Here is a 24,567-nt window from a genome sequence, read left to right as displayed (position 1 = left end):
AATTCAACAAATGAAAAACTAGTAGGTAAGAGTTTTATGTGTATAAATATTTATACATATAATTCTTATTTGAATATATGGGAAGTGATATATATGTTATATATTCGGGAAATAAAGAATTATTATTTAATTGTTATATGTATTGTTATTTCTTCTTTTATGTCAAATCCTGTATCTGCAGAAATGATAGTTGGGCCTGTTTCTACTATAAATGCATTAACAAGTAATATTATTCAAATACATCCTTCTTTTGTAGATAAAATAACGGCAGTTAAAAATAATACAGATCTATCAGAGGCTACTTTATCAAATGCGACAAATCTTGAAAATAATGTATTTATACTGGCTAATCAGTGGAAAAATATTCTACAACCTACGCTATACTGGAGAAAGCAGCAAATTATGGAGTATAATACTAAATTTGATGATAAGTTAAAAGTGATAAAAGAAGAAATTGAAGTACAACAACAAGTAAAAGATCCAACATTACAAAAATATATTCTCATCGACCTGATGCATTTGCAGTCTGACATTACAGATTTTAAGGATGGATTTACAGAACTATTAACGCAAATAAATGGTTTTAAACAAGCGTTTGCGCAAAATTCACAGCAATTGCAAATGGTGAACACCAAAGTAAAAGTTTTAGCAGACGGATACGATACTATTGGTGCAAAGCAAAAATTTTTATATGCACAGGTTTTATATAATCATATTGATATGATTATCGGTAATATTAATGGACCTAATACAGATGGAAACTTTGTAACGTTAAGCTTGCTTAGTTCATTAGAAAGCTTAAATACAAAATGGAATGAGTTAGATGCTATGTTATCTAGCTTAGTGGATGAAGTAAATCGTGCATCGCAATTAAATACCACATTTATGAAAAATAGATTACAAACTGTTCAAGATTTATGGAAATTAGAGATAGTTGATAAATTAAATTTGTATTGTCAATAATGAGTTATTGAAAAAAACAAAATAGGCTATGGTTTTTATAACATTTTAGTGGTTTCTACGTACTAGAGTTTGGCTATTTTTAAAACGGGTTAAACTATAACCGCGTATTGTAAACAGGTTTATGTTTTGTTAATTTGCAACAGAACCGATTTTCCTACAAATTATTTTAAAAAACACATAAATCATTACTTTTTTTCAGTAATATCGATATGCAACATGTGTCAATAAATATAGAAAATATAGCAACACATGTTGCAATTATATGTATGTTATATTCCACAAAAATAAAACACTTTTTTTCTTCACAATATCATTTTTATGCTTCATTAACCAAAAAAATAACCATTTTTTGTTTTATAAACCTTTTTAAGTAGGACTGTAGCTCATCTCATTTAAAGAAGTATACCTTTGGGTAGTAATAATGGTATAACGACTATGGTGTTAATTCTTTAGCTTGACGGCAATGCTGTCGATGGTTTGATGTTAAGGTAGACGTAGTAAATGCCGAAGGTACCATGGATTACCAAATTCTGATTTGGGACTTTAAATCCACATCAAATTTTATTATTTGTCAATCTCTCGAAGAATTTATTCGACCAATAACAAAGATAATGAACTTCTTTCATCCTATTAAAAGAAAGTTGAACTCCTTTTAACTATTTCGAGAATAAAAAGACATGCTACAACAAGTATTGTTGCAGCAATACTTGTTGAGATGAGACAATGCATATTCGTTCAGCACGTCGCTTTTTTATTATGAAGTTTGAATTTCAATTTTCCTCCCTATGAATTAAGCTTACTCAACGCACAGCCTCGCCTGAAACGCTACCTATAACAGATAGTTCTTACAGTAACAGAAAACTAATGTTTCTATGTTTGGTATAAAACTGGTTGGACTAATTCCTGGAGTTATTGGTCCAATAATATTTGTTCCGTTATTAATTAAAAGGTGCTAGCAGCACTTAAAGATAGATTAGTCAGGGGGAACATAACCAGAAAGTACTAGACCACCTGTATTATCAGACATTTTGATTCTATTAACTAAATTTGTATATATATGAAATCCCTTTTGATCTTATATTTCATGATTTGGATTTTCGTCCATAGGAGTTTCTAAACTGCAAGTATATGATAAATCTCAATCATATTAAATGATTTTATATTCGGTTTATTAATATTAATCGAAATGCACCGTGTACTATTTCGGTTCGTCTTTTTTTGTTTATCCCCTATAAACTTAACTCGTGGTCTGGCTCTTTTCCTTTTTCTTGTATTTGCCCCTTTTTTTCGTAATTCGTTAATTCTTTTATCGATTTTTCCGCTAAATATTCTAGATAAGCTTCTTTAATATGCCTTGAGGGGACCCCTTTGTTTTATAGGTATTTTTCTTTCTTGGTACAAAACCGGTTTGACTATTTCCTGGCGCCAATGGGCCAGCCGGTATGATTAAAAACTATAAACCCGCTAATTGCGACAGCTGTAACAAACGATCCGAACAACATATTTGGAATATTCTACCTTTAGTTAAACAGTGAGGTTGTTCCAACGAGCACTTTCTTTTCTATTTAAAATGGTTACTACTACAACGCGCTAAAACAAAAAACGTATATGATTAATTTCAATATCTTTTTTTGTATTACAAATGACATAGGGATTTCCCAATACAAAATGCATCTTTTTAGTATATGATACTTTCAATAATTTAAGCTTGGTATCTTTGGTTCAAAATGTTGGTGATTGTTATAGAATGAGACTACATATTTTTTTCTGTTTGTACCGTTTGTCTTAAGTATTAGTACAAGAAGGCCTCAAAATACCATTACGGGAGAATTGTACGTTAATTAGAGTATTGTGAAGAGAGGAGTGTGTGTTCAATATAAAAATGGATGTCCTTTCTTTATCATTTTGGTCAAACAAACGCTTTTTCATGGCAGGAAGTTTGGCAGTGCATGTACCATATATCAAACCTCTTCCGACTTCTTTGTATATGATTCTATAGGGATAGGAAATGACTGTATATCAAATGAGAACAGCCAATCGTTTTATTGATTAGAGTCGCTTGTGTTTGATTTGGGTAGATATGAAACGTATAGGCTTTATTCACTTCATCCGTTTTACCCCATTTCAATCTGGTTCTATTGTACAAAAAACATACATTTGATAGGTAGTGAAGTGAAAAATTATATATGCCAAACCAGTAAGATGGTTTCTATTAGCCCGTGTACGAAGCCAATTCATCTCCCATCTACTCACTTCGAGTTCCTTGAGGGAGAAGTCTTCTTGGCTAAAATGATAAATTTTCCTGTACTAAAATAAAGGAGGTAATAAAATGAATGATAAAAATAAGATAAAAGAAACAAATGAAGTACTTCAAACTCATGAGTTACATTTAAATTTAATTGGTCCTACTCTTTCGCCTATTAAACCTTTTGTTTTTCCTACAGGACCTACTGGAAGTACGGGATCTACCGGAGATACGGGAGCAACGGGAAGTACGGGATCTACCGGAGATACGGGACCTACTGGAAATACGGGACCTATGGGAGATAGAGGACCTACCGGAGATACGGGACCTACTGGAAATACGGGAGCGACGGGAAGTACGGGGTCTACCGGAGATACGGGAGCAACGGGAAGTACGGGACCTATGGGAGATAGAGGACCTACAGGAGATATGGGAGCAACGGGAAGTACGGGGTCTACCGGAGATACGGGAGCAACGGGAAGTACGGGACCTATGGGAGATAGAGGACCTACAGGAGATATGGGAGCGACGGGAAGTACGGGATCTACCGGAAATACGGGAGCGACGGGAAGTACGGGACCTATGGGAAATACGGGAGCGACGGGAAGTACGGGACCTACAGGAAATGCGGGACCTACAGGAAATGCGGGACCTACAGGAAATGCGGGACCTACCGGAGATACGGGACCTACTGGAAATACGGGAGCAACGGGAAGTACGGGACCTATGGGAGATAGAGGACCTACCGGAGATACGGGAGCGACGGGAAGTACGGGAGCAACGGGAAGTACAGGACCTACAGGAGATAGAGGATCTACAGGATATGGGAGCGGGATCTACCGGAAATACGGGAGCGACGGGATCTACCGGAAATACGGGAGCGACAGGAAGTACGGGACCTATGGGAGATAGAGGACCTACCGGAGATACGGGAGCGACGGGAAGTACGGGAGCAACGGGAAGTACAGGACCTACAGGAGATAGAGGATCTACAGGAGATATGGGAGCGACGGGAAGTACGGGATCTACCGGAAATACGGGAGCGACAGGAAGTACGGGACCTATGGGAGATAGAGGACCTACAGGAAATGCAGGACCTACCGGAGGTACGGGACCTACAGGAGATACGGGACCTACCGGAGATACGGGGGGAAGTACGGGGATACGGGAGGACGGGAAGTACGGGATCTACAGGAGATACGGGACCTACCGGAAGTACGGGAGCAACGGGAAGTATGGGATCTACAGGAGATACGGGACCTACCGGAAATACGGGAGCAACGGGAAGTACAGGACCTACAGGAGATAGAGGATCTACAGGAGATATGGGAGCGACGGGAAGTACGGGATCTACCGGAAATACGGGAGCGACAGGAAGTACGGGACCTATGGGAGATAGGGACCTACAGGAAATGCAGGACCTACCGGAGGTACGGGACCTACAGGAGATACGGGACCTACCGGAGATACGGGAGCAACGGGAAGTACGGGATCTACAGGAGATACGGGACCTACCGGAGATACGGGAGCAACGGGAAGTATGGGATCTACAGGAGATACGGGAAGGGACCTACCGGAAGTACGGGAGCAACGGGAAGTATGGGATCTACAGGAGATACGGGACCTACCGGAAATACGGGAGCAACGGGAAGTATGGGATCTACAGGAGATACGGGACCTACCGGAAATACGGGAGCAACGGGAAGTATGGGATCTACAGGAGATAGAGGACCTACAGGAGATAGGGAGCAACGGGAAGTATGGGATGGGATACGGGACCTACCGGAAATACGGGAGCAACGGGAAGTACAGGACCTACAGGAGATAGAGGATCTACAGGAGATATGGGAGCGACGGGAAGTACGGGAGCGACAGGAAGTACGGGACCTATGGGAGATAGAGGACCTACCGGAGGTACGGGACCTACAGGAAATGCGGGACCTACAGGAAATGCAGGACCTACCGGAGATACGGGATGAGGTGGTAAAGTAAAACTGGAACACGATATAGAAATAAATTATTCTATATAAAGAGATAATATGAAGTGACCTCCTAGATTATCAAGTCAGGGATTTTAGCCCATAATAATGAGTGAAACAAACAGTATAACTGGGTTTATACCCTATGATAATAGGAGGCCACTATGGAAAATATAATCTATATTGGGATGGATGTCCATAAGGAAAGCTTTAGCTTATGTGCACTGCACGGAACAACTGGGGAAATTGTAAGAGAAGCACGATGTGCTTCAAATGTATCTCTCGTAAAAAAATTCGTTGAGAAACTGAAAACAAAATATGGTGAAGATATAAACATTAAAGCTGGATATGAGGCGGGTTGTTTAGGGTATTCACTTCATAATCTTCTTGAACAAAACGGGATTGATTGTGATATTTTAGCTCCAACAACAATGTATAGTTCATCTAAAAATAAAATGGTGAAAAATGATAAATTCGATGCCAAAATGATCGCTCTTAATTTAGCGAATGGCACTTATAAAGAAGTATATGTTCCAGAAGAAGAGGATGTTGCCGTGAAAGAGTATATCCGCATGCTAAGTGATTTTAAAACATCATTGAAGAAGATGAAACAACAGATAAAATCATTCCTTTTAAGGCAGGGTTGTGTGTATGAAGGGAAATCAAGCTGGACAATCGCTTATATGAAATGGTTAAAAAATCTTGATTTACAAGGATTGTTTAAAGAAACGTTGGATGAATATCTATTACAGTATGATGTTCTAGTTGATAAAATTGAGCGCTTTAGTCTGAGATTAGAAAAATTATCTCATAGTGAAAGATACGAAGAACCAGTCGCGAAGTTAAGATGCTTAAAAGGGATAGACACAACCGCAGCAATGATTGTTCATATAGAAATTGCAGACTTCACTCGTTTTCCCACAGCTAAAGCATTTATGGCTTATCTAGGATTGACGCCAAGCGAAAGTTCAAGTGGAGAGAAAATCAGTCGAAGTTCGATTACAAAACAAGGAAATTCGACCGTTAGGTCTACACTTGTAGAATGTGCAAATGCGCTGGTAAAAGGAACAATCGGATTAAAATCGAAACGAGTGAAAGCAAGACAAAAAGGGCAACAAAGCGAAGTAATTTCCTATGCAGATCGGGCAGTAGAAAGGTTACAAAGAAAATATCATCGCATGATGTATCAAGGGAAGCCCAGAAATGTTGCCCTTACAGCGATTGCAAGAGAACTTGGGTGTTTTATCTGGGGATTAGAAACAGGAAAAATTTAAAAAATTAAAAAGGGATATGAAGGGGCTGCATTCATAGTTAGAGATCCAAAGTATCAATCGATTGATGGTATAGATGAGCTTCAGAGATAATGAATTACAGGTCTGGCTATCTATGTTGACACCTTTCTGGCACAGCTGAAGTTCTGATAAACAAGCTATTTATTAGAATGTGAAAAGATGTGAACCACGTAATGAGATTATAAGAGCCTAACGACGGACCATTAACCTGAGGTAACCAATCCACGAATAACAGAGTGGTTAACTGTCGATAGATCTTATTTCTGAAGCTTTTGTATGCCATCAAGAAAAATATTATGGGTGAAAAACTATTGACAAAGGTCACTTCATAACAGGTGTTTCAAATGCAAAAAACATATGATGAAATATTTAAAAGAAAATGTGTGGAATTGGTAGTCAAAGAAGGTCGTACAATTATAAGTGTCAAAAATGAATTCGGTTTAGGAAATGGTACTTTAAATGAGTGGATCAAACAATATAAAGCGCGTCTTACGTTTCCTGAAAAGACAGAAATGGAAGAACTACGTTCTTTAAGGAGAGAAATTCAAGAGTTAAAAAAGGAAAATGAATTCTTAAAAAAAGCGGCAACCTTCTTTGCCAGCAATCAAAACTAACACGTTTTCAGTTTATCAAACAATATAATAAAATATTTGGAGTGCGCTGGCTTTGCCATCGATTACAAGTGTCTGTTAGTGGTTTTTACGACTATATACATCGTAAACCTACTGAAAATCAGAAAAAACGTAAAGAGACAGCGGCTTATATTGTCATGCAATTTAAACGTTTAAAAGGAAGAATGGGATATCGAAAGTTGTACTGTTATCTGGTGAAAAAAGACGTTAAAGTTACAGTATCTCAAGTAAGAGAAACTCTATACAATGCAAATCTGCAATCAAAAGTAGTAACATATTATAAAAAACGAAAACAAGAACATCGAGTGTTTCCAAATGTATTAGAGCGTTCTTTTCAACCTGGTAAGAAAGACATACCAACTGTAGATGCGATATTACAGGATTTCGTTTGATGAATGGATTGAAAGTATATTTTTGTGCTGCATTAGATGTTGGCACCCGTCGGGTGCTTGGCTATTCGCTGGATACTTGCCAAGATGCTCAGTTAGTAAAAGATACAATTCAACAAGTTAGAAATGGTTATGGAAATCAAAAAAAGATTTTATTCCATAGTGATCAAGGATCACAATTTACAAGTTACAAAGTTACGGATTTTTGTAAGCAACAAATGATTCAGCAAAGTATGTCCCGTAAGGGAAATTGTTGGGATAACGCAGTAATGGAATCCTTTTTTAGCATTTTTAAACGGGAATGCTTGCATGGAGAAAAACTATTTTCCTTGCCCCAAGTCAATCAATTAGTCGCTGAATTTATTTATATGTATTATCATTCTGTTCGTCCTCATTCAACATTAAACGGAATGACCCCTTATCAATATTCAAAATCCATTGCGTAATCTATTTTATGTTCTAGTTTTTCTTGACCAGGTCATAACAAATCGGGCTGTTAATACTGTATCTGTGATAAATGGAAATATAAGCACTGTAGTAGCAACTATACCAGTAGGAATGAGACCATTTGGAGTGGGAGTAAATTCGTTAACGAATCTAATTTATATAGCCAATTATGATTCAAATACTGTATCTGTAATAGATGGGAATACAAATACAGTATTAACATCTGCACCCGTGGGGTATAGGTATTAATTTATCAACAAATCTAATTTATGTAGCAAATAATATTTCAAATAATGTATCCGTGATAAATGGAAGTACAAACATTGTAGTAGCAACTATACCAGTAGGAACATCACCAGTAGGCATAGGTATAAATTCATCAACGAATCTGATTTATGTAACAAATCGTGTTACTAATGATGTATCTGTGATAAATGGGAGTACCAACGCTGTAGTAGCAACTATACCAGTAGGAACATCACCAGAAGGAGGAGCAGTAAATTTATCAATGAATGTGGTTTATATAGTAAATTATGATTCAAATAATGTATCCGTAATAAACGGAAATACAAATATTGTATTAATAACTATACCAGTAGGATCATTACCAGTAGTAGCGGGAGTGAATCCATTAACGAATCTGATTTATATAACAAATTCTAATATAATTTCAAATAATGTATCCGTGATAAACGGGAGTACCAATGCTGTAGTAGCAACGATATCAATAGGAGTAAGGCCAATGGGAGTGGGAGTGAAACTATAGATTATTATGTTGTAAAATTATGAATTTTTTGCTAGTAAGCTCGAAATTTTGGGGTATGTATAGTAATAGCGCTAAATCACCAAAGGGAATTTTGTATATTAGTGGACATAAAATAGCTATTATCAATAACTAGATATCTGTTAACGATACCCATCGGACATTAGCAGAAACATTTACTTTTGATTGTCTTACAAAACTAAATGTTTCTAAGGCTGTGACGTTATAGGTAAGGTTTATTTCCTATACTTTTGATTTTTCTTCTTATTAAATGAATAATTCAGGCAAAAAGATGAGCTCTGTTGATATCTGTAAATTTACTGTTTTCCATATAATGGGTGAGAAAAGAAAGTATGGCGAAAGGAAAATTCCAACTCAACTTATCCATATCATGCATCAAAATGGTATGGTCATAGAAAACTTTGTAAACTTTACGAATATGGATACTTCGGAAATTCGTATTATCTTTATTCATAATCACCATTTTGTGTTGGCGGGATGATCATTTTCTCAATATGAACATTAAGTTGTGATAAAGCAAAATAATTTGCAGTATGTCTTCTATATTAATAACTCTGAAGTATATTTTATCCTTTAAATCTGATTTTTTATTAATGAAGTACTAAAGAGTAACTGTTAACTCACTTTTCATTCGTGTGGTAAAGATGAGTTTTCCTGAAAATTTATTATTTTTAGTGATATAAAGAACCTGTCGTATATAACAGGTTCTCCTTTTGTCTCTATTCTTTTTTACATCAATGTTTATCAAGTGTGTTTATGGTTCCCAATTGCAGCATAATTAATTGGCTTTCCCTATTTGTATGAAAGATGGGGTCAGAATCGATAAAGGATAACTACGCGTTTCTCCAATTGCATTTTTTGCGACCAAATGATACATGTAGGATTGTTCGGGCCGAATATTTAAATCTGTAATGATATTTGTTGTGAAAGTCTGTATTTTTTGATTATTTTTATATAAATCATATGCAGTTACGTTTTTCGCTGAAACATTGAATTTGACTTCAGAAGAATTTATATTTGCAGTTGTTATTTGTACACCAAATGGTGGATATTGTTTTTGTATAGGCTTAATAACATAAGCGACACTATTTGACATATCTAATAATGTTTGATATGTCATATAAGCATATCCGTGATCGCCAAATTTCGTTCCCCAACTATTTCTTATAATAAACCATTGGTTTGTCTCATCATATCCCACTACCACGAGGGCGTGTCCTCCCCGTGATTTCTTTTCCGTAACAGGCGGTACAATTCCAGATGTAGGAGTTGCATCAAAGTTTGGATATACATGTATTCCTACTAAAACAGGATCTTGATTGGCTAATGCTTGTTTGATATCGGCAATCATATTTGCTTGGCGTATGGCTTGATAGGAACTAATTTTATAAGGCAGGGCATTTCTTTGTTGTAATGATGTAAGCGGTTCTTTAAACTGGTTTATATTTTCTGGATTTAAATCATACAAGCGTTCTGTTTCTGGCGGTACGCCTTCTTGTTTTAAAATTTGAAATGCTGATTCGAAATACATACCATCCTTGGGTCCACTTGGGTAATAAATATAAGAGGGAGATAAATACGTAATATCCGTTCCACGAGCTCCCGCATCTTTCGCAATATAGTATTCTCTTAAAGCAGTTGTAGCAAAGGGGACACAAGTTCCAAATTTCCCCTGACTTCGTACCTCTGGAAAATATTCACGTAAGTTGATTTGATTTGGAAGAATGTTTGGATTGGAAACTCCTTGTTGTTTTTGTATAGCGGCTTCCTGTTTTGTAAGATAATAAGTAGACGGTGTATATTCTGGGATATCTTCACTCACTTTATTATCCTTTAAGCCAAGCCCATATGTAGAAAAATCATTGGATTGAAAAGGTTTCTCAGTTTCAGCACTTATAGTAGTTCCAAATAGAAATCCGATAATTCCTACTAAGGCAATCTTCAGAATGATAGACGCATAATACTTCATAGTATGCTCCTTTCTAATTTTATTTCATTTTTACAGTCAAAGTCTTGTTTGCACACTAAACATACAATAAATTATATACATTGACTAGATTGTATAGGTTGATAAATGTTTTTAGGGTTATCGCTCATAAAGGTTATATCTTGTGATAGTTGCTTGTTTTGATAGATTATTTGAACCAAAAGACGTGATACCAAACAATTGGAATGTATCTATCCCTGTAGGCTTTTTTTCTTCGTATAATACGATTATGTTAAGTAGAATCTAAGGAGTTTTTCGGAAATAACAGAACTTTTGAATATGTATGGATGAGTAGTAAAAATCAAAATGGAGGTAGACAAATTGAAGTGATGATAATTTCTAACGGCAAGGGTAAAGAAAAACGGTAGTATTAATTTTAATTATCGACTATTAAAATAGTATTTTATTTGAATTGTTTTCTATAAAAATATGTTATGTGTGATTCTCTGTGTTTCTTTTTCAGATGGTAGTCTCTTTTTTTGAAAAAATTTGCAGTAGAACTATAACCATGATGTCAAATTAGTTGCTTTTTTAAAAGAACAACATTTTATTTTCTTAAGTTGAGGGACATGTAGAAGGAAGTATGTACTGGGTTTTTTTGGATAAAATAAAGCTCTCTTTTTCAAAATATCCTATGTTAATGTCATCAAAATATAAAATATGACCTTTCCCTAAAGTTATTTTTATGTTTGTTATGACCTTTCGGATTCGTTATCTTTAGTAAGTCAATGAAAAATAACTTTGGGAGGAATCATTTTATGAAATTAAACAAAATAATGTATGGAACACTATTATCTACCGCACTATTAAGTAGTCAATATGTGATGACTACGCCAACATATGCTGCTGAAAATACAGGTGTGGTGTGGGAAGACAAAAATCAAAATGGTAAGATGGATGCAGGGGAATCTGGAATCAATAATATTAAAATGGATTTATTTACTGTTAATGGATCTTTAATTAAAAGTTCTACAACGGATTCACAAGGGAAGTATTCTTTTGGTGATGTGGCCGATGGGAAGTACTATGCGAAAGTAAACGTTCCACAAAATTATCGCTTTTTTGGAACCGCTCCTTATTTTGGTAGTGATGGATTAACGAAATACATAACTGTAACTCAAAATAATTTAAAAAATCTAAATGCAGGGTTGGTGAAAAGTGAAACACCACCTCAAGTAGAGCATGGTTTATTAGGAGAATACTATACAGGAGTATTTTTTAATAATAAAGTAATGGAACGTGTAGATAAAAATATTACTATTAGCGATTTACCCGACGCATTAGGAAAAGTCCCAGAAAATTTTTCAATTCGCTGGACTGGAAAAATTAAAGCGCCTCAAACAGGGGAATATAAAATTATTACGAATTCTGATGATGGTGTGCGTGTCTATATTAATGATGAAGCTGTAATTGATGATTACAATGTAATGTCAAAAACAAAACATACTAGCCGATCAATCTCTTTAAATAAAGATGAATTATATAATATTAAAATAGAGTACTTCAATGGACCTGGTCTAAGTATAATGGAATTGTTATGGTCTATTAATAATGGACCTGAACAACAAATTTCAAGTGATAGTTTATACTCTAAGTAATTTGGGAACAAGAGGGTTCTTATAAGGGAAAGGGAACCGGCATCCCCGAGTGAAGCGGTAATAATATGAAATTATTATGTATATTGTCACTCTGATTAATAATAAGAAGGTAAGTGGGCGTAATATATAATGTCATATAGCCGACTATGGACTGTATGTGCCATACCAGGAACGGTTATTTTCAAAATAGCTTTAGCCTAATAGCATCAGGGAATACTTACATTTTAAGTTATGTATTCTGGCAAGCATAGGCTATAATTGTTTGAAATGTATGAGAAATGAAAATTTTAAACGTTTTATTTTGATAAATGTAGCAAATAGCAAGCACATAACGATTACGTTGTGTGCTTGCTTTATCATACGAGGAAATCCTAGTTCCAACTAAAAACGATCAAATTAACTCTAAAATTCCGAGGCATACAATTTTTTTATCTCTTCCGGCAAGAAGACTTCACCTGATCTGTGTTACGGGTGAAACCCAACAATTCAGGTGGAGATGAATTGCCGCCAACAGGTAGGCTGAACGCTTTTGTTTCGTTCATAACAATTTTCGAGGGCGAATGTTTGTTTCTTTTTGTCCTACGATATTATGTAGATAAGAAGGGAATAGATTGTAAGGCAACGAAATTAGATAATGATTATCATTCAGCTACTTAAGCCAAAAGTAATGAATACGCTTAATGAACTTTCTAAGAAAGACCAACTATGAAAAGTCAAGGATGAAATACAGAATAAATCATGGAAGTGCTTGCTGAAAAAAAGTGCAAACCAAATAACCCTTGAGAAAAGGCTGAAAAAATCAAGGTATTAACTTGATTTCTAGGCAATAGGTATAGGGACTTTATAAGGTTTATTGTTTTTTAAGATAGCGTAAATGATATGACATAATTTTCTGGCTACTGCACAGATACAAACGTAATAATGCTTTCCTTGCTGTTTTTTCTTTTCATAAAAGGATTTCAAAATTGGATCGTATTTATAACCAGTAACGGCAGCTTGAAATAATGCTCTACGTAGATGAGAAGAGCCACGCTTCGATATTGACATGCTAGTCGAGTTATATTGGCCTGATTGGGATACAGAGGCATCAATGCCCGCATAAGCGACGAGCTTGGAAGGTTTATCAAATCGTTTTATATCCCCAATTTCACCTAGTATAGTGGCACCTAAAATAGGGCCAATGCCAGGTACTGTAGTGATTGGGGTATCCAGTTCAATAAGGAGTTGGTCCATTTGTTCTTCACATTGTTTCAGTTGAATCTCAATAAAGTGGATTTGCTCCATTAACATTTTTAGTTGAAATGAAAATGCTTCTTTACCGAAAGTAATACCAAATGAATGAGAGGCAGATTCAATAATCTGATGTGCTTTTTCTTTTCCCAGTCGGTTGCGACTTGCTTGTTCGATTATTTGGGTTAAATCGTCAATAGATACTTGCTCATAGTCACTGGGAGAAGCATACTCCAGTAAAAGTTGTGTGGAAGTTTTACCGAAAACATCTGAGAACATTTTTTGGTATTCAGGAAATGTTTGATCTAATACGACAAGTGATTTACGTTTTAAATCACCCATACTACTTACGAGAGAATTACGAAAGCGACTGAGTTGTTTGAGGGCAAACATCTTTTCATCTACAAGAGGCGTTTCTAAAAAGTTCCCAAACCTAATGATATCAGCGATCATTGTCGCATCAATGGCATCTGTTTTTCTTTTTCTAATTTCGGTTCCTTTCCGCCACGCGTTCGTTTGAATTGGGTTCAGTACAATCACTGAGAACCCATGGTCTAACAAAAAGGAATATAACGCTAACCAGTAATGTCCAGTAGCTTCCATTCCAATTTTAATTTCTGTTGGGGCGTCAATGTGTTGGTATATTTTCTTTAATAATGCTTGGCCTCCTTTTCTATGATTATAGACTGGGAATGGTTTTTCCACAGGATTCCCGTTGGAATCCATAATGGATGCATAATGCTTATGTTTGGCAATATCAATACCTAAATACAACATCGTATACACTTCTATTCTGATAAGTATTAGATAGTGTTTGTGCTCCTCTGAACTAATAAGTGCTACTACCTCGTAAGAGATACGAAGAATGACTAAGAAAGCCATCAACATCCAACTCATTCGTAAATTACTTATTAGACAGAGGTACCAATCTTTCAACCGAATGCAAGATTCAAGGGGGTGACCGGTACCACTCTATCTACAAATATAAGTATCCCATATTTACTAGATACTCATGGGTTTATAGGTAAATCCCTTTCCTAAAAAACCTAACTTTATCATACGAGGTGGTGAACACAATGGCTAGAAAGAAGGCAGTGAAAGTATTACGGAAACAAAAGAAAAGAGAAACGATGCAACGGTTCACGCAGAAACAGAATATCGGACGAGCTTGCCTTACTGCAAAAGAATTTCGTTTACTTCAGCGCATGGCGCATAGTTCAAAAGCACTGCGAAATGTTGGGTTGTACACGATAAAACAAAGTTATTTGAACGATAATAAAATGGCTACTGTAAAAGAAGTGGACAATGCCATGCAGGCTGATATGAACTACTCGGGCGTTCAATCAAACTCTGTTCAAGCGATTCGTAGAGCCTTATTTACAGAAATGAAGAGCTTTTTTAAAGCGTTGGAACAGTGGAAGAAACATCCTGATAAGTTCACAGGTCGTCCGAAGTTTCCGAATTATTCTCGTTCCATTGACAAACGAATCATTGAAATCTATCAAGTGCCAAAAGTGGATGAGAACGGGTATTGGATCATTCCAATGAATGTTGCATTCAGAAAAAAATTCGGTTCCATTAAAATACGTATGCCGAAAAACGTAAGAAATAAAAAAATCTCCTACATGGAGATTGTACCTAAGCAAAAAGGTCGGTTCTTTGAGGTGCATTATACCTATGAAATGCACGTCTCTCAAATGAAGAAACAACCCACGACTACGAGTAACGCTTTGAGTTGCGATTTAGGTGTAGACAGATTAGTAAGTTGCGTAACAACTACAGGTGATGCCTTCTTAATTGATGGAAAAAAACTAAAATCTATTAACCAATACTTCAACAAAGTGATACGTAATCTACAACAGAAAAATATGGAGAATGGCCTTTCGAAACGAGTTGTAACGAATCAAATGGCTGCACTTTGGTATAAACGAGAACGACAAATACATGGTTACATTTCACAAACTGTAGGCCTGTTGTTCAAAAAAGTGAAAGCATTTGGCATAGATACGATTGTCGTAGGGTATAACGCTGGTTGGAAACAAAAATCTGATATGGGAAAAAAGAATAATCAAAAGTTTGTGCAAATCCCCTTTCATAAACTGATTGTAGCAATTGAGAATAAATGTATAAAAGAAGGCATCCGATTTGTAAAACAAGAAGAAAGCTATACTTCAAAAGCTAGTTTTCTGGATAAAGATCCGGTTCCAGTTTGGTCTAATGGCGATAAGACTCATTATCTTTTTAGTGGAAAACGAATCACTCGTGGTCTGTACCAAAGTAAAGCAGGAACATGTATCCACGCTGATATGAATGGTGCGTTGAATACATTGCAAAAATCAAGAATTGTAGAATGGGATGACAATCTGAAAGTGAAAACGCCGATTCTATTAAAAGTGCAAAAACGTAAGGCTGTTGCTTCGCGCATAGCTTAGTGGGTGTGTCAACCATCCATGTGTACTCGACTTGTCGGGGCTTGTAGCACACGCCGGATTCATCTGAGTGGTGGCTTCTTCTGCAAGGAAGAACTGCTCTTTTTCGAAAGGGTGGTGCAAGTGGGAAAGCAATCGTTCGTTGCCAGTACCAACCAAAAACATACTTGGGGTGTTACCATAAGGTGGCATGAGTGCTAGAGCGTCAAACTGTCTAGAGATAGACGAAAAGACCTAGTGTTTGAACTCAAGCCCCCACTGAAACGCCTCATCTCAGTGGGGGGAGTTGACTGAATAATGTATACAAATCGTAATACAAAACATTATATAAATCGATGTTACCAAAAATAAAATAGACTTAGGTACAAATCCAGTTCTTTGTCATCAGATACATACGCATTTAGATCAAGTAAAGTGCCATTCGAGAGTTCTGTTAGCTATATCTGTAACCATCTAATATTACATCCTGTTTGGATATGTGTATTACACATGATGCCCGTTATTATCCCACTGGGACAAGGCTAATTTAAACTATTTTTTCGTATTCTTTGATAGCGCCAACGTTCAATGGAATGTTTTTACATTTTTTTTGCAAAAATTTGATTTTTTGCATAGGATTTGGACATTCTTTTTTTGTCTCTTGCTGAATTTTTAGCATTTCTAACTCTAATAGTCTTTTTTTCAAACATAATAGGTCCCTTGGTATATTTTCTTGAATGCCTATATCCCGTAGTAAACTATAAAAGTAATTTCGTTGTTTTAACGTAGAATTTCTCTGTCTCATGGCAGTTTCAATTTCATGTAATATCTTTTTACATGAAATAATGTCTATTTCGAACCCCATTAGCTCCCACTTTAAGAATAAATTAGAACCTTGAAAATATACAACCAACATCGCCACAAAAGAATCTGTCACAATAGGTGTGTTTTCTGTAACACATGCATAATTTGTATCCTCTAAATAATAGCGTAATACTTTAAATAAATCTGAACGAAAACTCTGTTGTAACGAAAAAGTTAGCTCTGAATATAACATTCTACATACAATCCTTTCTGCTCTATTAGATAAGCATTTGAATTTTATGAGCGCACGTTGTTTCTTTTTATGAGTAGTGATTCAAATGATTCCAAAGCTCTACTTTTTACATCTATATTATATTTTTAAATCCCGCTAGATAATTATCTATACTAAAAGATATACACCCCGCTTTAATTGTACTTTATTGAATAAAAAAGTAAAAAGATACTAATAAGGAGAAGTGAATATAAAGAAAATTTAAATATCTTTTTGTTCGGAGTCTTTCTACATATATCTGTTAAATTTGTTGTAAAACAGAACGCTTCTTTGAAAAATAAGCGTTCTGTTTGTAGTGGAATTGCAGAATTTAGCATTTATATAAGATAAATGTTAAATTCATATTTTTGATTATTTTTCTAAATATGTTTGGATTTGAGTAATTACTTGCTTGGCACCTTCCTTGCTTAAGATAATTGTTCCACGAGATAATACAATGTTTTCACTAGAACATGTGCCTGTGATAAGACACTGTGGTTTATAAGGTTTTAGTTGTAAGGTTTGGCCTTCTGTATATATTTCAATCTTATCTTGTTTTGAAACCTCCATGTTTCGTCGAACATATTTTGGAATATATAGTCGCCCAAGACGATCTATTGTGCAGAAAATATTTATTTTGTTCAATAATTTCACCTCTAATTCTTAAAGGATTTGATACTCTCATGGCTAAAGCAGGAAGTCCTACATCTTACGGTGTAACGGATGAGATTCTTGAATGACTAAATGTTCGCAGTCCATTTCTATTTTGAACAGTCTTCAAGATGAGAGTGTGCCATCACCCCTCCTAAGACAGACCATATAGGTTCTTAGAATGATTTACTATTATTGTCAACAACCACAGTTGCGTAGCGAATATTCATCGCCCCCAACGATATCGCGGTGTTTCTCAAATCCGCATGGACACTTATATCTTCTATCCCGCACTGTCTGTCTGCTGTTAGTTAGTTGTTCTAATCGAAGGACAGAAATCGTATGATTCGTTGCGAAATCAACGAGTTTACGACTCATTTTGTGATTTTTGGTCTTGCATTCATCTTTGTTCCTGTTTTTCTATTGTAGGAACCGTGACAGATATTTGAGTAATCCATTTAGTAGATTTCTTCGTGATACGAAGTATACCTAACTTGTGCTTCTACAAGTCGACATTACGATTATATGTGTCGGTTAATACGGTACAAGCTTTGAAACGAGTTGACATGCACTCTTTTTCACTGTACTTGGAAGGGTGGCTTTGATATCCTTTGTATTTTTCTTTAACCATTTCAGATACAAGTATAGTAATGAGTTTCATGTACTCTTGACTACGTTGTTTCAATAGCCTGATTTGTTCTTTTGTCGGAAGCAATTTAACTTGGACCGTCATAGTTTGTGTCACAAGTTTTACTTCTATTTCGATGTAGTTCGATCATATAACAAACATATGTTTTGTAGGTGGTGAAGTAACAATGTTTGTATGTCGAACAAATAAGATGACTTCCGCCATCCTTCGTCCGAAGCTCATTCATTTCCCACTTCTCACTTCGTGTTTTTTGAGGAAGGCGTTTTCTTGGCTAAAATGATAAAATCAGCCGTATAATCAGGAATACTCTACTTTTTTCAATTATTATCATAACGAATTAATATAATAAAACCTAGGATTTCTTCAAAATATAGAATGTTTATTTTGTCCGAAAACTAGACAAAATTTTCACGTTCAATTTATCTCAATTTTTACTCTCCTCATTTTATATCTTCGGTCAGGCTTACTGGATAACACTCCTTGTATTTATATAAGGGAAATATAGTGAAATTGTTAGAATAAAAGGTTTTTCTCTTTCGAAAACCGAATATCATGAAAAACTTTATGTAAAAAGGGAGGTGAGGAGATGTAACTTTAATTTAATAATGTGTGTAATAATAGAAAACAAAAACATAGGGGGCATTCACTTGAGGCATTGTAAAATACTATTGCAATCATTTTTTTTCTTTTTTATCATGTTTTGTAGTCTACCTTCTGTATCTGCCGATACACATCTAGATTACAGTAAGGTATTCCCATCAAAAGACATTTTTCTACCGGGAGATTGGTTTGTGGGGGCAACACCTGCACAGATAGATTCTACAAAATTACCAATTGTATTTGTACAAGGGAAGAATGGGAAGGCAAATGATTGGTACGAAGATACTTACTATCATGGGAAAAATAATATGTACGACCTGGCTTACCATGCTGGTTATCAAACTGCTTTTGTACAACTCTATGATGCTGCGGGAGCAGGGTCTGTGAGTCCCTGGACAAATGGAAAATTATTGGCGGAAAAATTAGAAGCCATTTCTCAACATTTTGGGAAAAAAGTAAACATCGTCGCACATAGTAAAGGGGGAATTGATACACAAGCGGCCCTTGTACAATATGGCGCATATCGTTTTGTTGATAAGGTAATCACACTTGGATCCCCTCATCATGGGACACATCTAGCAGATCTAGCATATAGTTGGTGGGCAGGATGGCTTTCATCCTTACTAGGACAACAAGATGAAGGGACGTATGCGTTACAAACTGGTGAAATGGCGCGTTTTCGCTCGATTATTGATACGAATCCAGTCATAAACTCTAATCAGTATTACACGTTAGCAGGGACGAGCTGGGGTCCTACTTTCTCTGCTTTATCTATGGGAGGGTTATATTTGTCTCCATATGGAAATAACGATGGACTTGTCAGTGAATGGAGTACCGCATTACCGTACGGTGCCCATCTTTTTTCCGACCCTACATTAGATCATGACTCTATTCGGACAGGAACAGCCGTTTTCGCTCGCATAGAACCCTATCTACAAACGAAAGAGATGGGGAAAGAAAGGTTATCATCCTCTTTTATGAACAAGTCTTATACAGCGTTAGGTACAACAGAAAATCAAACGGTTTTAGGTGGTGAACTAATTCCACATCAAGATAATTACGCTACGTTTTCTGTAGATACACTAACATCAGGAACAGTATCAATTTTAACTGCAAATAAACAGGTCGAAGTACAACTCATTTCACCTACAGGGACAGTCTACAATAAACAGGAGGCCGTATTAACAGCGGATAAGGATACCTTTTTTAAAGGGGCTTCCATTCATACCTTTCAGTTGAAAAGTATGGAAATAGGTGAATGGAAAATAAAAATGAATACAGCGGTAAAAGATGCTTATTTAGCGATAGTACAATATCAACAAGAAGCACCGTTCCGTTTAAAAATACCTGCTAAAACGAAAGCGGATGCAGCAAAGGTTCAAATGCAATCTGTTAATGAAAAATCAGTTGAAGCTGAGAATATTTCTATGACGGTGCGAGTTGTTAATCAGATGGGTACACTCGTTTCACAATCTACGGGGATCCAACAATTAGATGCAAATACGTTGTCTACAATGGTACAGCATGTAGAGCAATCGGGTGTATACAATCTTACGATTGATGTAAAAGGAAAAAATGAGTCCGGACATCCATATACGCGTACGATTATACGTTCTATGTATATTGAAAAGTAAGATATATATCATGAATAGCAAAGAAAAAGGTGCTCGTAAGAGTGCCTTTTTCTTTGCATGTTCAGTTTTACGAGTAATAGGGGCGTCTATTTGTTGAATCCCTAGAGAACAGTTGAGGAAAGATACCAATGGGTATAAAAATCCGAAAGTTGAAACATTCAAATAATATGCACTATCTTTCATTAGACTAATAAACTATAAAATTTATATGGACTCTTACAACGTTTTTAGATAGATGGAAAATGACCATTGTGAATGCCCCTTTTTTATGTTGTTAAAAGACATAGTTTATTTTATAGTATAATTGCGAAAATACTTTACTTAGTAAACTATTTTAGGGAATACAGAATATAAAATTTTTATTAACATACGAATTACAAATTGAACCAATAAGGTTAAACTCAAAATAAATCCTAGTTGCATAAACAACTAACTAGCGTACAATTTTTCTAAAATGGTGAAAATGTGGATTAGCTACTCGAAGGCGCTGAGTCTAGTGCTAAATTCACTATTCAGTGAAATAGCTGAGTATTAACAGATACAAGTTTAAGATAGAGTCAATAGATGAATCAAGCGTCTTAATTAAAGTCCTATAACAACCATATCAAAATCCACAAATACATGCACTTTCCGAATAAACAATAAGTTTATTCGGAAAGTGCAAGGTGCTCTGAACTATACTTCTAATTGTTGGATAATGTTCAATAATTGGAAGTATAGTTTTTTATATTTCATTATCTTTACACCAAAGCTATAGAACAATTTCTCAAAGAATTTTTAGAAAAAGGTATCATTTTGTATCACTAACCGTAACCTGATTTTTAAGAAATAGGAGGGATTGTAAGGTGATTAAACCTTCAAAAAAAAATAGTCGTTATATGGTTGGATTGGACAGCCTAAGGGGCCTAGCAATAATGGCTGTTATTTTGTATCATATTAATTTTAATTGGATGCCTGGAGGTTTTTTGGGAGTTACTGTATTTTTTGTACTTTCAGGGTATTTAATTACAGATATTCTAGTGACGGAGTGGAGAAAAAATAAGAGAATTGATTTAAAGAAGTTCTGGTTTAGCAGGGCAAGACGATTGCTTCCAGGAATGCTTGTTATGCTTGTTATCACGTTCGCATGGATTGCGATTTTTCATAGTTCTTTACTTGAAACAATGCGTGACGATTCATTAGCAGCATTATTTTATGTTAGTAACTGGTGGTATATTTATCATAAATTATCGTACTTTGATAATTTTAACCAACCTTCTCCATTGAATCATTTTTGGTCGCTGGCAGTGGAGGAACAGTTCTATGTTGTATGGCCATTTATCATTAGTTTAGGACTTTATTACACAAAAAAACGATCTCGGTTAATTTTATGGATTTGTCTGGGGGCTGCTTTTTCAGCGTTAGCAATGGCAATTTTGTATGAACCGGGAACTGACCCAAGTAGAATTTATTATGGTACAGATACGAGGGCCTTTTCTTTACTTATTGGAGCAGCACTGGCTTTAATTTGGCCAAGCGCTGAGCTTACAAATAAAATTATTCCAAAGGCACGTTTCATTCTTGATGTGGTAGGAGGGAGTGCTCTTATTATTATATTGGTTATGTTTTGGAAGACCAATCAATATGATGCATTTCTATACCGCGGAGGGATGGTTATTTTATCGATTGCAACAGCATTGTTAGTAGCAAATCTTGCTCATCCTGCTAGTCGTATTGCTAAATTTTTACGATTTAGACCTTTACGCTGGATAGGGGTGAGGTCGTATGGAATATATCTCTGGCATTATCCAATTCTTACATTGACGACCCCAAAAGTAAATACTGGAGATTTTTCACTAATAAGAGCCATTCTTCAATTCATTTTGATTATTATAATTGCGCAAATTTCTTGGGAGTTTATTGAAAATCCAATCCGACAAGGTGGACTTCGGAATATTCAGTTTAAAAATATAAGACTTCAAAATGTCACTTTAGGTATTAAGTTAGTTTTAATTGGTACAATATTCGTTTCGGCCATAGCCGTTTTAGGAGTAGCAAAAGCTAATAAGGATACGGTGGAAGTAACGAAAACACAACCTGCGAAACATCCAGTTGCAGTACGGGAAAATCTAACTCAAGAAGCGCCTCAAAATCAAGAAAAATCAAAAGAAGTGAATTCTGTACAACCTAAAAATTCACTAACAGTTACTGCGATAGGCGATTCCATAATGATTGATATTGCTCCGTATTTAAAAAATACATTTCCTGATATTGGGATCGATGCACAAATTGGTCGCCAGCTGTCAAAAGCAATTCCTGTAGTTGAACGCTTAAAAAATGAAGGGAATTTAGGAAACCATGTCATTATTGGATTAGGTACAAATGGAGCTTTTACTACTGAGAACCTTGTTTCATTAATAAAATTAATTGGAAAGGAACGTAAAATAATATTGATTAATACGAGGGTACCACGTCCATGGGAATCGATTGTGAACGAGCGATTAAAAGTAACAGCAGCGGAATATTCAAATGTAACGCTAGTAGATTGGTATGACGCAAGTGCTGGAAAGAGTGAATACTTTGCACCTGATGGTGTACACTTAACTAAAGTAGGTGCAGAAACATATGCAGCACTTGTAGTTAATGCAGTGAATCAATAAGTAAATATGTTTTAGTGAACGTGTCCCCCACTTAACGTCTTAACGGACTGCTTGAAGTGGGGGCTTTTTAGGATATTAGCTTTCTATATTTACCAGGCTATAAGGGTAGTACTTCCCTCTAATTAAAAAGTAATTATATATTAAATGTGATTAACGTAATCGGACTAAGGGATCGCTTGCCAGCCCTGTTAAAATACAAGTATGATGTGTCATTTGACTTCTTTCGCAAATGACTGTAATTCATCTTGAATCAAGAGATTTCATAAAAGACATTGTTCTTTCTTATTTAGTCCGTCAAGAAAGAATAATGTCTTGTTGTACTTGGGGTAGTGAAAACCCTTACGTTAATGGTCATGAGGTTATAAACTTTAGGTCTGAATAATTTAAACGGAGATGTATTTTGGATATAGCTATATATCATTTGAAGAGTTCTTGTTACCTATATTTTGACTGAAAAAATAACAATAAACTACAGCTTACAACATTGTAAGGTAGATGTAAGAAGAATCAATATCTTTATTAAAGTAAAATAGATAAACTAATATTATATGAATCAACCTGTGATTACATTTTGGATTGGAGGTAATTATTATGAGTAAACCCGTAGTATATGTAAATAAAGTGAAAAAAGTATACGGTAGAAAAGGTGAAAATCAATTCCACGCCTTAAAAGGTGTTTCTTTTGTTATAGAAGAAGGTGAATTTGTTGGAATTATGGGACCTTCTGGTTCAGGGAAAACAACACTACTAAATGTGATTTCTACCTTAGATCAAGCCACAGAGGGTAGGATTACTATCGCTGGAATAGATATTACTAAGATGAAAGCGAATGAACTTTCTGATTTTCGATCTCAGAAATTAGGTTTTATATTTCAAGATTTCAATTTACTGGAAAATTTATCGGTCTATGAAAATATTGCATTGCCACTCTCGCTTCAAGGGAGATCCTCCCGTGAAATTAAGGGGAAAGTATATGATGTAACGGGGATATTAGGCATTACTTCTATTCTTTCCAAATACCCTGTTGAAATATCCGGAGGGCAAAAACAACGTACCGCTGCAGCTCGTGCACTTGTGCATAAGCCGGCGATAATTTTGGCAGATGAACCGACTGGAGCGCTTGACTCTAAAAATGCAACAAGTTTACTAGAAACGTTGCAACAGTTAAATAAAGAACAAGATGTCTCGATTATGATGGTTACACATGATCCGTATAGTGCGAGTTATTGTAAGCGTATTTTGTTTATTCAAGATGGAGAGTTGTATAAGCAAATTCATCGGAGTGATACACGAGACGTTTTCTATAAAGAAATTTTAGATGTATTAGCTACAATTGACACATTTTCAAAAGAAATGGAGAGATAA

16 protein-coding genes and 3 pseudogenes are annotated in these 24,567 nt (G+C 35.6%); 13 read left to right on the top strand and 6 right to left on the bottom strand.

Annotated elements, in window-relative coordinates; translation table 11 throughout:
* Window positions 1-93: 93 nt before the first annotated feature.
* The gene (locus MHI28_RS32660; RefSeq protein ID WP_340828678.1) at window positions 94-963 is read left to right on the top strand and encodes a hypothetical protein; all 870 of its coding nucleotides are present in this window, start codon (window positions 94-96) and stop codon (window positions 961-963) included.
* 1,920 nt (window positions 964-2,883) lie between these two features.
* On the opposite strand, the pseudogene MHI28_RS32655 reads toward MHI28_RS32660, so the two are convergent.
* Window positions 2,884-3,067: pseudogene (locus MHI28_RS32655) on the bottom strand (helix-turn-helix domain-containing protein); the annotation flags it as partial.
* 225 nt (window positions 3,068-3,292) lie between these two features.
* Between MHI28_RS32655 and MHI28_RS32650 the strand changes: the two are divergent.
* The 7 genes and pseudogenes from MHI28_RS32650 to MHI28_RS32625 all read left to right on the top strand — a co-directional run bounded on the left by MHI28_RS32650 (window position 3,293) and on the right by MHI28_RS32625 (window position 8,713).
* Window positions 3,293-5,187, top strand: a pseudogene (locus MHI28_RS32650) (exosporium leader peptide-containing protein).
* A 164-nt stretch (window positions 5,188-5,351) separates the two neighbouring features.
* Window positions 5,352-6,461, top strand: a complete 1,110-nt coding sequence (locus tag MHI28_RS32645) for an IS110 family transposase (protein WP_100909858.1) — start codon at window positions 5,352-5,354, stop codon at window positions 6,459-6,461.
* 362 nt (window positions 6,462-6,823) lie between these two features.
* Entirely contained in the window at window positions 6,824-7,093 is a 270-nt protein-coding gene (locus tag MHI28_RS32640) for a transposase (protein WP_340828567.1), read from the top strand.
* A gap of 41 nt (window positions 7,094-7,134) precedes the next feature.
* Window positions 7,135-7,503 carry a hypothetical protein gene (locus MHI28_RS32635; RefSeq protein ID WP_340828677.1) on the top strand — a complete coding sequence of 123 codons (369 nt, stop codon included), beginning with the start codon at window positions 7,135-7,137 and terminating at the stop codon, window positions 7,501-7,503.
* Entirely contained in the window at window positions 7,503-7,946 is a 444-nt protein-coding gene (locus MHI28_RS32630; protein ID WP_340828676.1) for an IS3 family transposase, read from the top strand. The genes MHI28_RS32635 and MHI28_RS32630 overlap by 1 nt, the downstream gene beginning before the upstream one ends.
* 64 nt (window positions 7,947-8,010) lie before the next feature.
* Window positions 8,011-8,196 carry a hypothetical protein gene (locus MHI28_RS36330; RefSeq protein WP_445661805.1) on the top strand — a complete coding sequence of 62 codons (186 nt, stop codon included), beginning with the start codon at window positions 8,011-8,013 and terminating at the stop codon, window positions 8,194-8,196.
* A 52-nt stretch (window positions 8,197-8,248) separates the two neighbouring features.
* Complete coding sequence (locus tag MHI28_RS32625; RefSeq protein ID WP_340828673.1) at window positions 8,249-8,713, top strand: YncE family protein; 465 nt, start codon at window positions 8,249-8,251, stop codon at window positions 8,711-8,713.
* Between the two features lie 796 nt (window positions 8,714-9,509).
* Here the strand turns inward: MHI28_RS32625 and MHI28_RS32620 are convergent.
* Entirely contained in the window at window positions 9,510-10,700 is a 1,191-nt protein-coding gene (locus tag MHI28_RS32620) for a C1 family peptidase (protein WP_340828671.1), read from the bottom strand.
* A 776-nt stretch (window positions 10,701-11,476) separates the two neighbouring features.
* Here MHI28_RS32620 and MHI28_RS32615 point away from each other — a divergent pair.
* Complete coding sequence (locus tag MHI28_RS32615; RefSeq protein ID WP_340828670.1) at window positions 11,477-12,316, top strand: PA14 domain-containing protein; 840 nt, start codon at window positions 11,477-11,479, stop codon at window positions 12,314-12,316.
* Between the two features lie 819 nt (window positions 12,317-13,135).
* Here MHI28_RS32615 and MHI28_RS32610 read toward each other — a convergent pair.
* The gene (locus MHI28_RS32610; RefSeq protein ID WP_340828668.1) at window positions 13,136-14,323 is read right to left on the bottom strand and encodes an IS110 family transposase; all 1,188 of its coding nucleotides are present in this window, start codon (window positions 14,321-14,323) and stop codon (window positions 13,136-13,138) included.
* Window positions 14,324-14,622: 299 nt separating this feature from the next.
* Here MHI28_RS32610 and MHI28_RS32605 point away from each other — a divergent pair, with 299 nt between their 5' ends.
* On the top strand, window positions 14,623-15,978 hold the full coding sequence (locus tag MHI28_RS32605) for a transposase (RefSeq protein ID WP_340828667.1): 1,356 nt from the start codon (window positions 14,623-14,625) through the stop codon (window positions 15,976-15,978).
* 523 nt (window positions 15,979-16,501) lie between these two features.
* Here MHI28_RS32605 and MHI28_RS32600 read toward each other — a convergent pair.
* From MHI28_RS32600 to MHI28_RS32590, 3 genes and pseudogenes are all read right to left on the bottom strand, one after another.
* Window positions 16,502-17,011 (bottom strand): hypothetical protein, encoded by a 510-nt coding sequence (locus MHI28_RS32600; protein WP_340828666.1) that lies wholly within the window; start codon window positions 17,009-17,011, stop codon window positions 16,502-16,504.
* Window positions 17,012-17,401: 390 nt separating this feature from the next.
* A complete protein-coding gene (locus tag MHI28_RS32595; protein WP_340828665.1) occupies window positions 17,402-17,674 on the bottom strand; it encodes an AbrB/MazE/SpoVT family DNA-binding domain-containing protein in 273 nt (90 codons plus the stop codon).
* A gap of 182 nt (window positions 17,675-17,856) precedes the next feature.
* A pseudogene (locus MHI28_RS32590) lies at window positions 17,857-18,425 on the bottom strand (zinc ribbon domain-containing protein).
* A gap of 599 nt (window positions 18,426-19,024) precedes the next feature.
* Between MHI28_RS32590 and MHI28_RS32585 the strand changes: the two are divergent.
* The 3 genes from MHI28_RS32585 (at window position 19,025) to MHI28_RS32575 (ending at window position 24,567) form a co-directional block, all read left to right on the top strand.
* The gene (locus tag MHI28_RS32585; protein WP_340828810.1) at window positions 19,025-20,563 is read left to right on the top strand and encodes an esterase/lipase family protein; all 1,539 of its coding nucleotides are present in this window, start codon (window positions 19,025-19,027) and stop codon (window positions 20,561-20,563) included.
* 845 nt (window positions 20,564-21,408) lie between these two features.
* Window positions 21,409-23,202 carry an acyltransferase family protein gene (locus tag MHI28_RS32580; RefSeq protein WP_340828662.1) on the top strand — a complete coding sequence of 598 codons (1,794 nt, stop codon included), beginning with the start codon at window positions 21,409-21,411 and terminating at the stop codon, window positions 23,200-23,202.
* Between the two features lie 591 nt (window positions 23,203-23,793).
* Window positions 23,794-24,567, top strand: coding sequence for an ABC transporter ATP-binding protein (locus tag MHI28_RS32575; RefSeq protein ID WP_340828660.1), 774 nt, complete (start codon window positions 23,794-23,796; stop codon window positions 24,565-24,567).

It is taken from the genome of Bacillus sp. FSL K6-0268, assembly GCF_038005425.1.
GTDB lineage: Bacteria > Bacillota > Bacilli > Bacillales > Bacillaceae_G > Bacillus_A > Bacillus_A thuringiensis_S.
The sequence above is the reverse complement of the archived record's forward strand: the minus strand, read 5'-3'. Positions and strand labels throughout refer to the sequence as shown.

Bases quoted from the DNA above. Each gene is read 5' to 3' on its own strand.
- MHI28_RS32645 (WP_100909858.1), top strand. From the start codon at position 5,352: ATGGAAAATATAATCTATATTGGGATGGATGTCCATAAGGAAAGCTTT.
- MHI28_RS32575 (WP_340828660.1), top strand. From the start codon at position 23,794: ATGAGTAAACCCGTAGTATATGTAAATAAAGTGAAAAAAGTATACGGT.
- MHI28_RS32660 (WP_340828678.1), top strand. From the start codon at position 94: ATGTTATATATTCGGGAAATAAAGAATTATTATTTAATTGTTATATGT.
- MHI28_RS32615 (WP_340828670.1), top strand. From the start codon at position 11,477: ATGAAATTAAACAAAATAATGTATGGAACACTATTATCTACCGCACTA.
- MHI28_RS32630 (WP_340828676.1), top strand. From the start codon at position 7,503: ATGAATGGATTGAAAGTATATTTTTGTGCTGCATTAGATGTTGGCACC.
- MHI28_RS32640 (WP_340828567.1), top strand. From the start codon at position 6,824: ATGCAAAAAACATATGATGAAATATTTAAAAGAAAATGTGTGGAATTG.
- MHI28_RS32585 (WP_340828810.1), top strand. From the start codon at position 19,025: ATGTTTTGTAGTCTACCTTCTGTATCTGCCGATACACATCTAGATTAC.
- MHI28_RS32605 (WP_340828667.1), top strand. From the start codon at position 14,623: ATGGCTAGAAAGAAGGCAGTGAAAGTATTACGGAAACAAAAGAAAAGA.
- MHI28_RS32620 (WP_340828671.1), bottom strand. From the start codon at position 10,700: ATGAAGTATTATGCGTCTATCATTCTGAAGATTGCCTTAGTAGGAATT.
- MHI28_RS32610 (WP_340828668.1), bottom strand. From the start codon at position 14,323: ATGTTGTATTTAGGTATTGATATTGCCAAACATAAGCATTATGCATCC.
- MHI28_RS32600 (WP_340828666.1), bottom strand. From the start codon at position 17,011: ATGTTATATTCAGAGCTAACTTTTTCGTTACAACAGAGTTTTCGTTCA.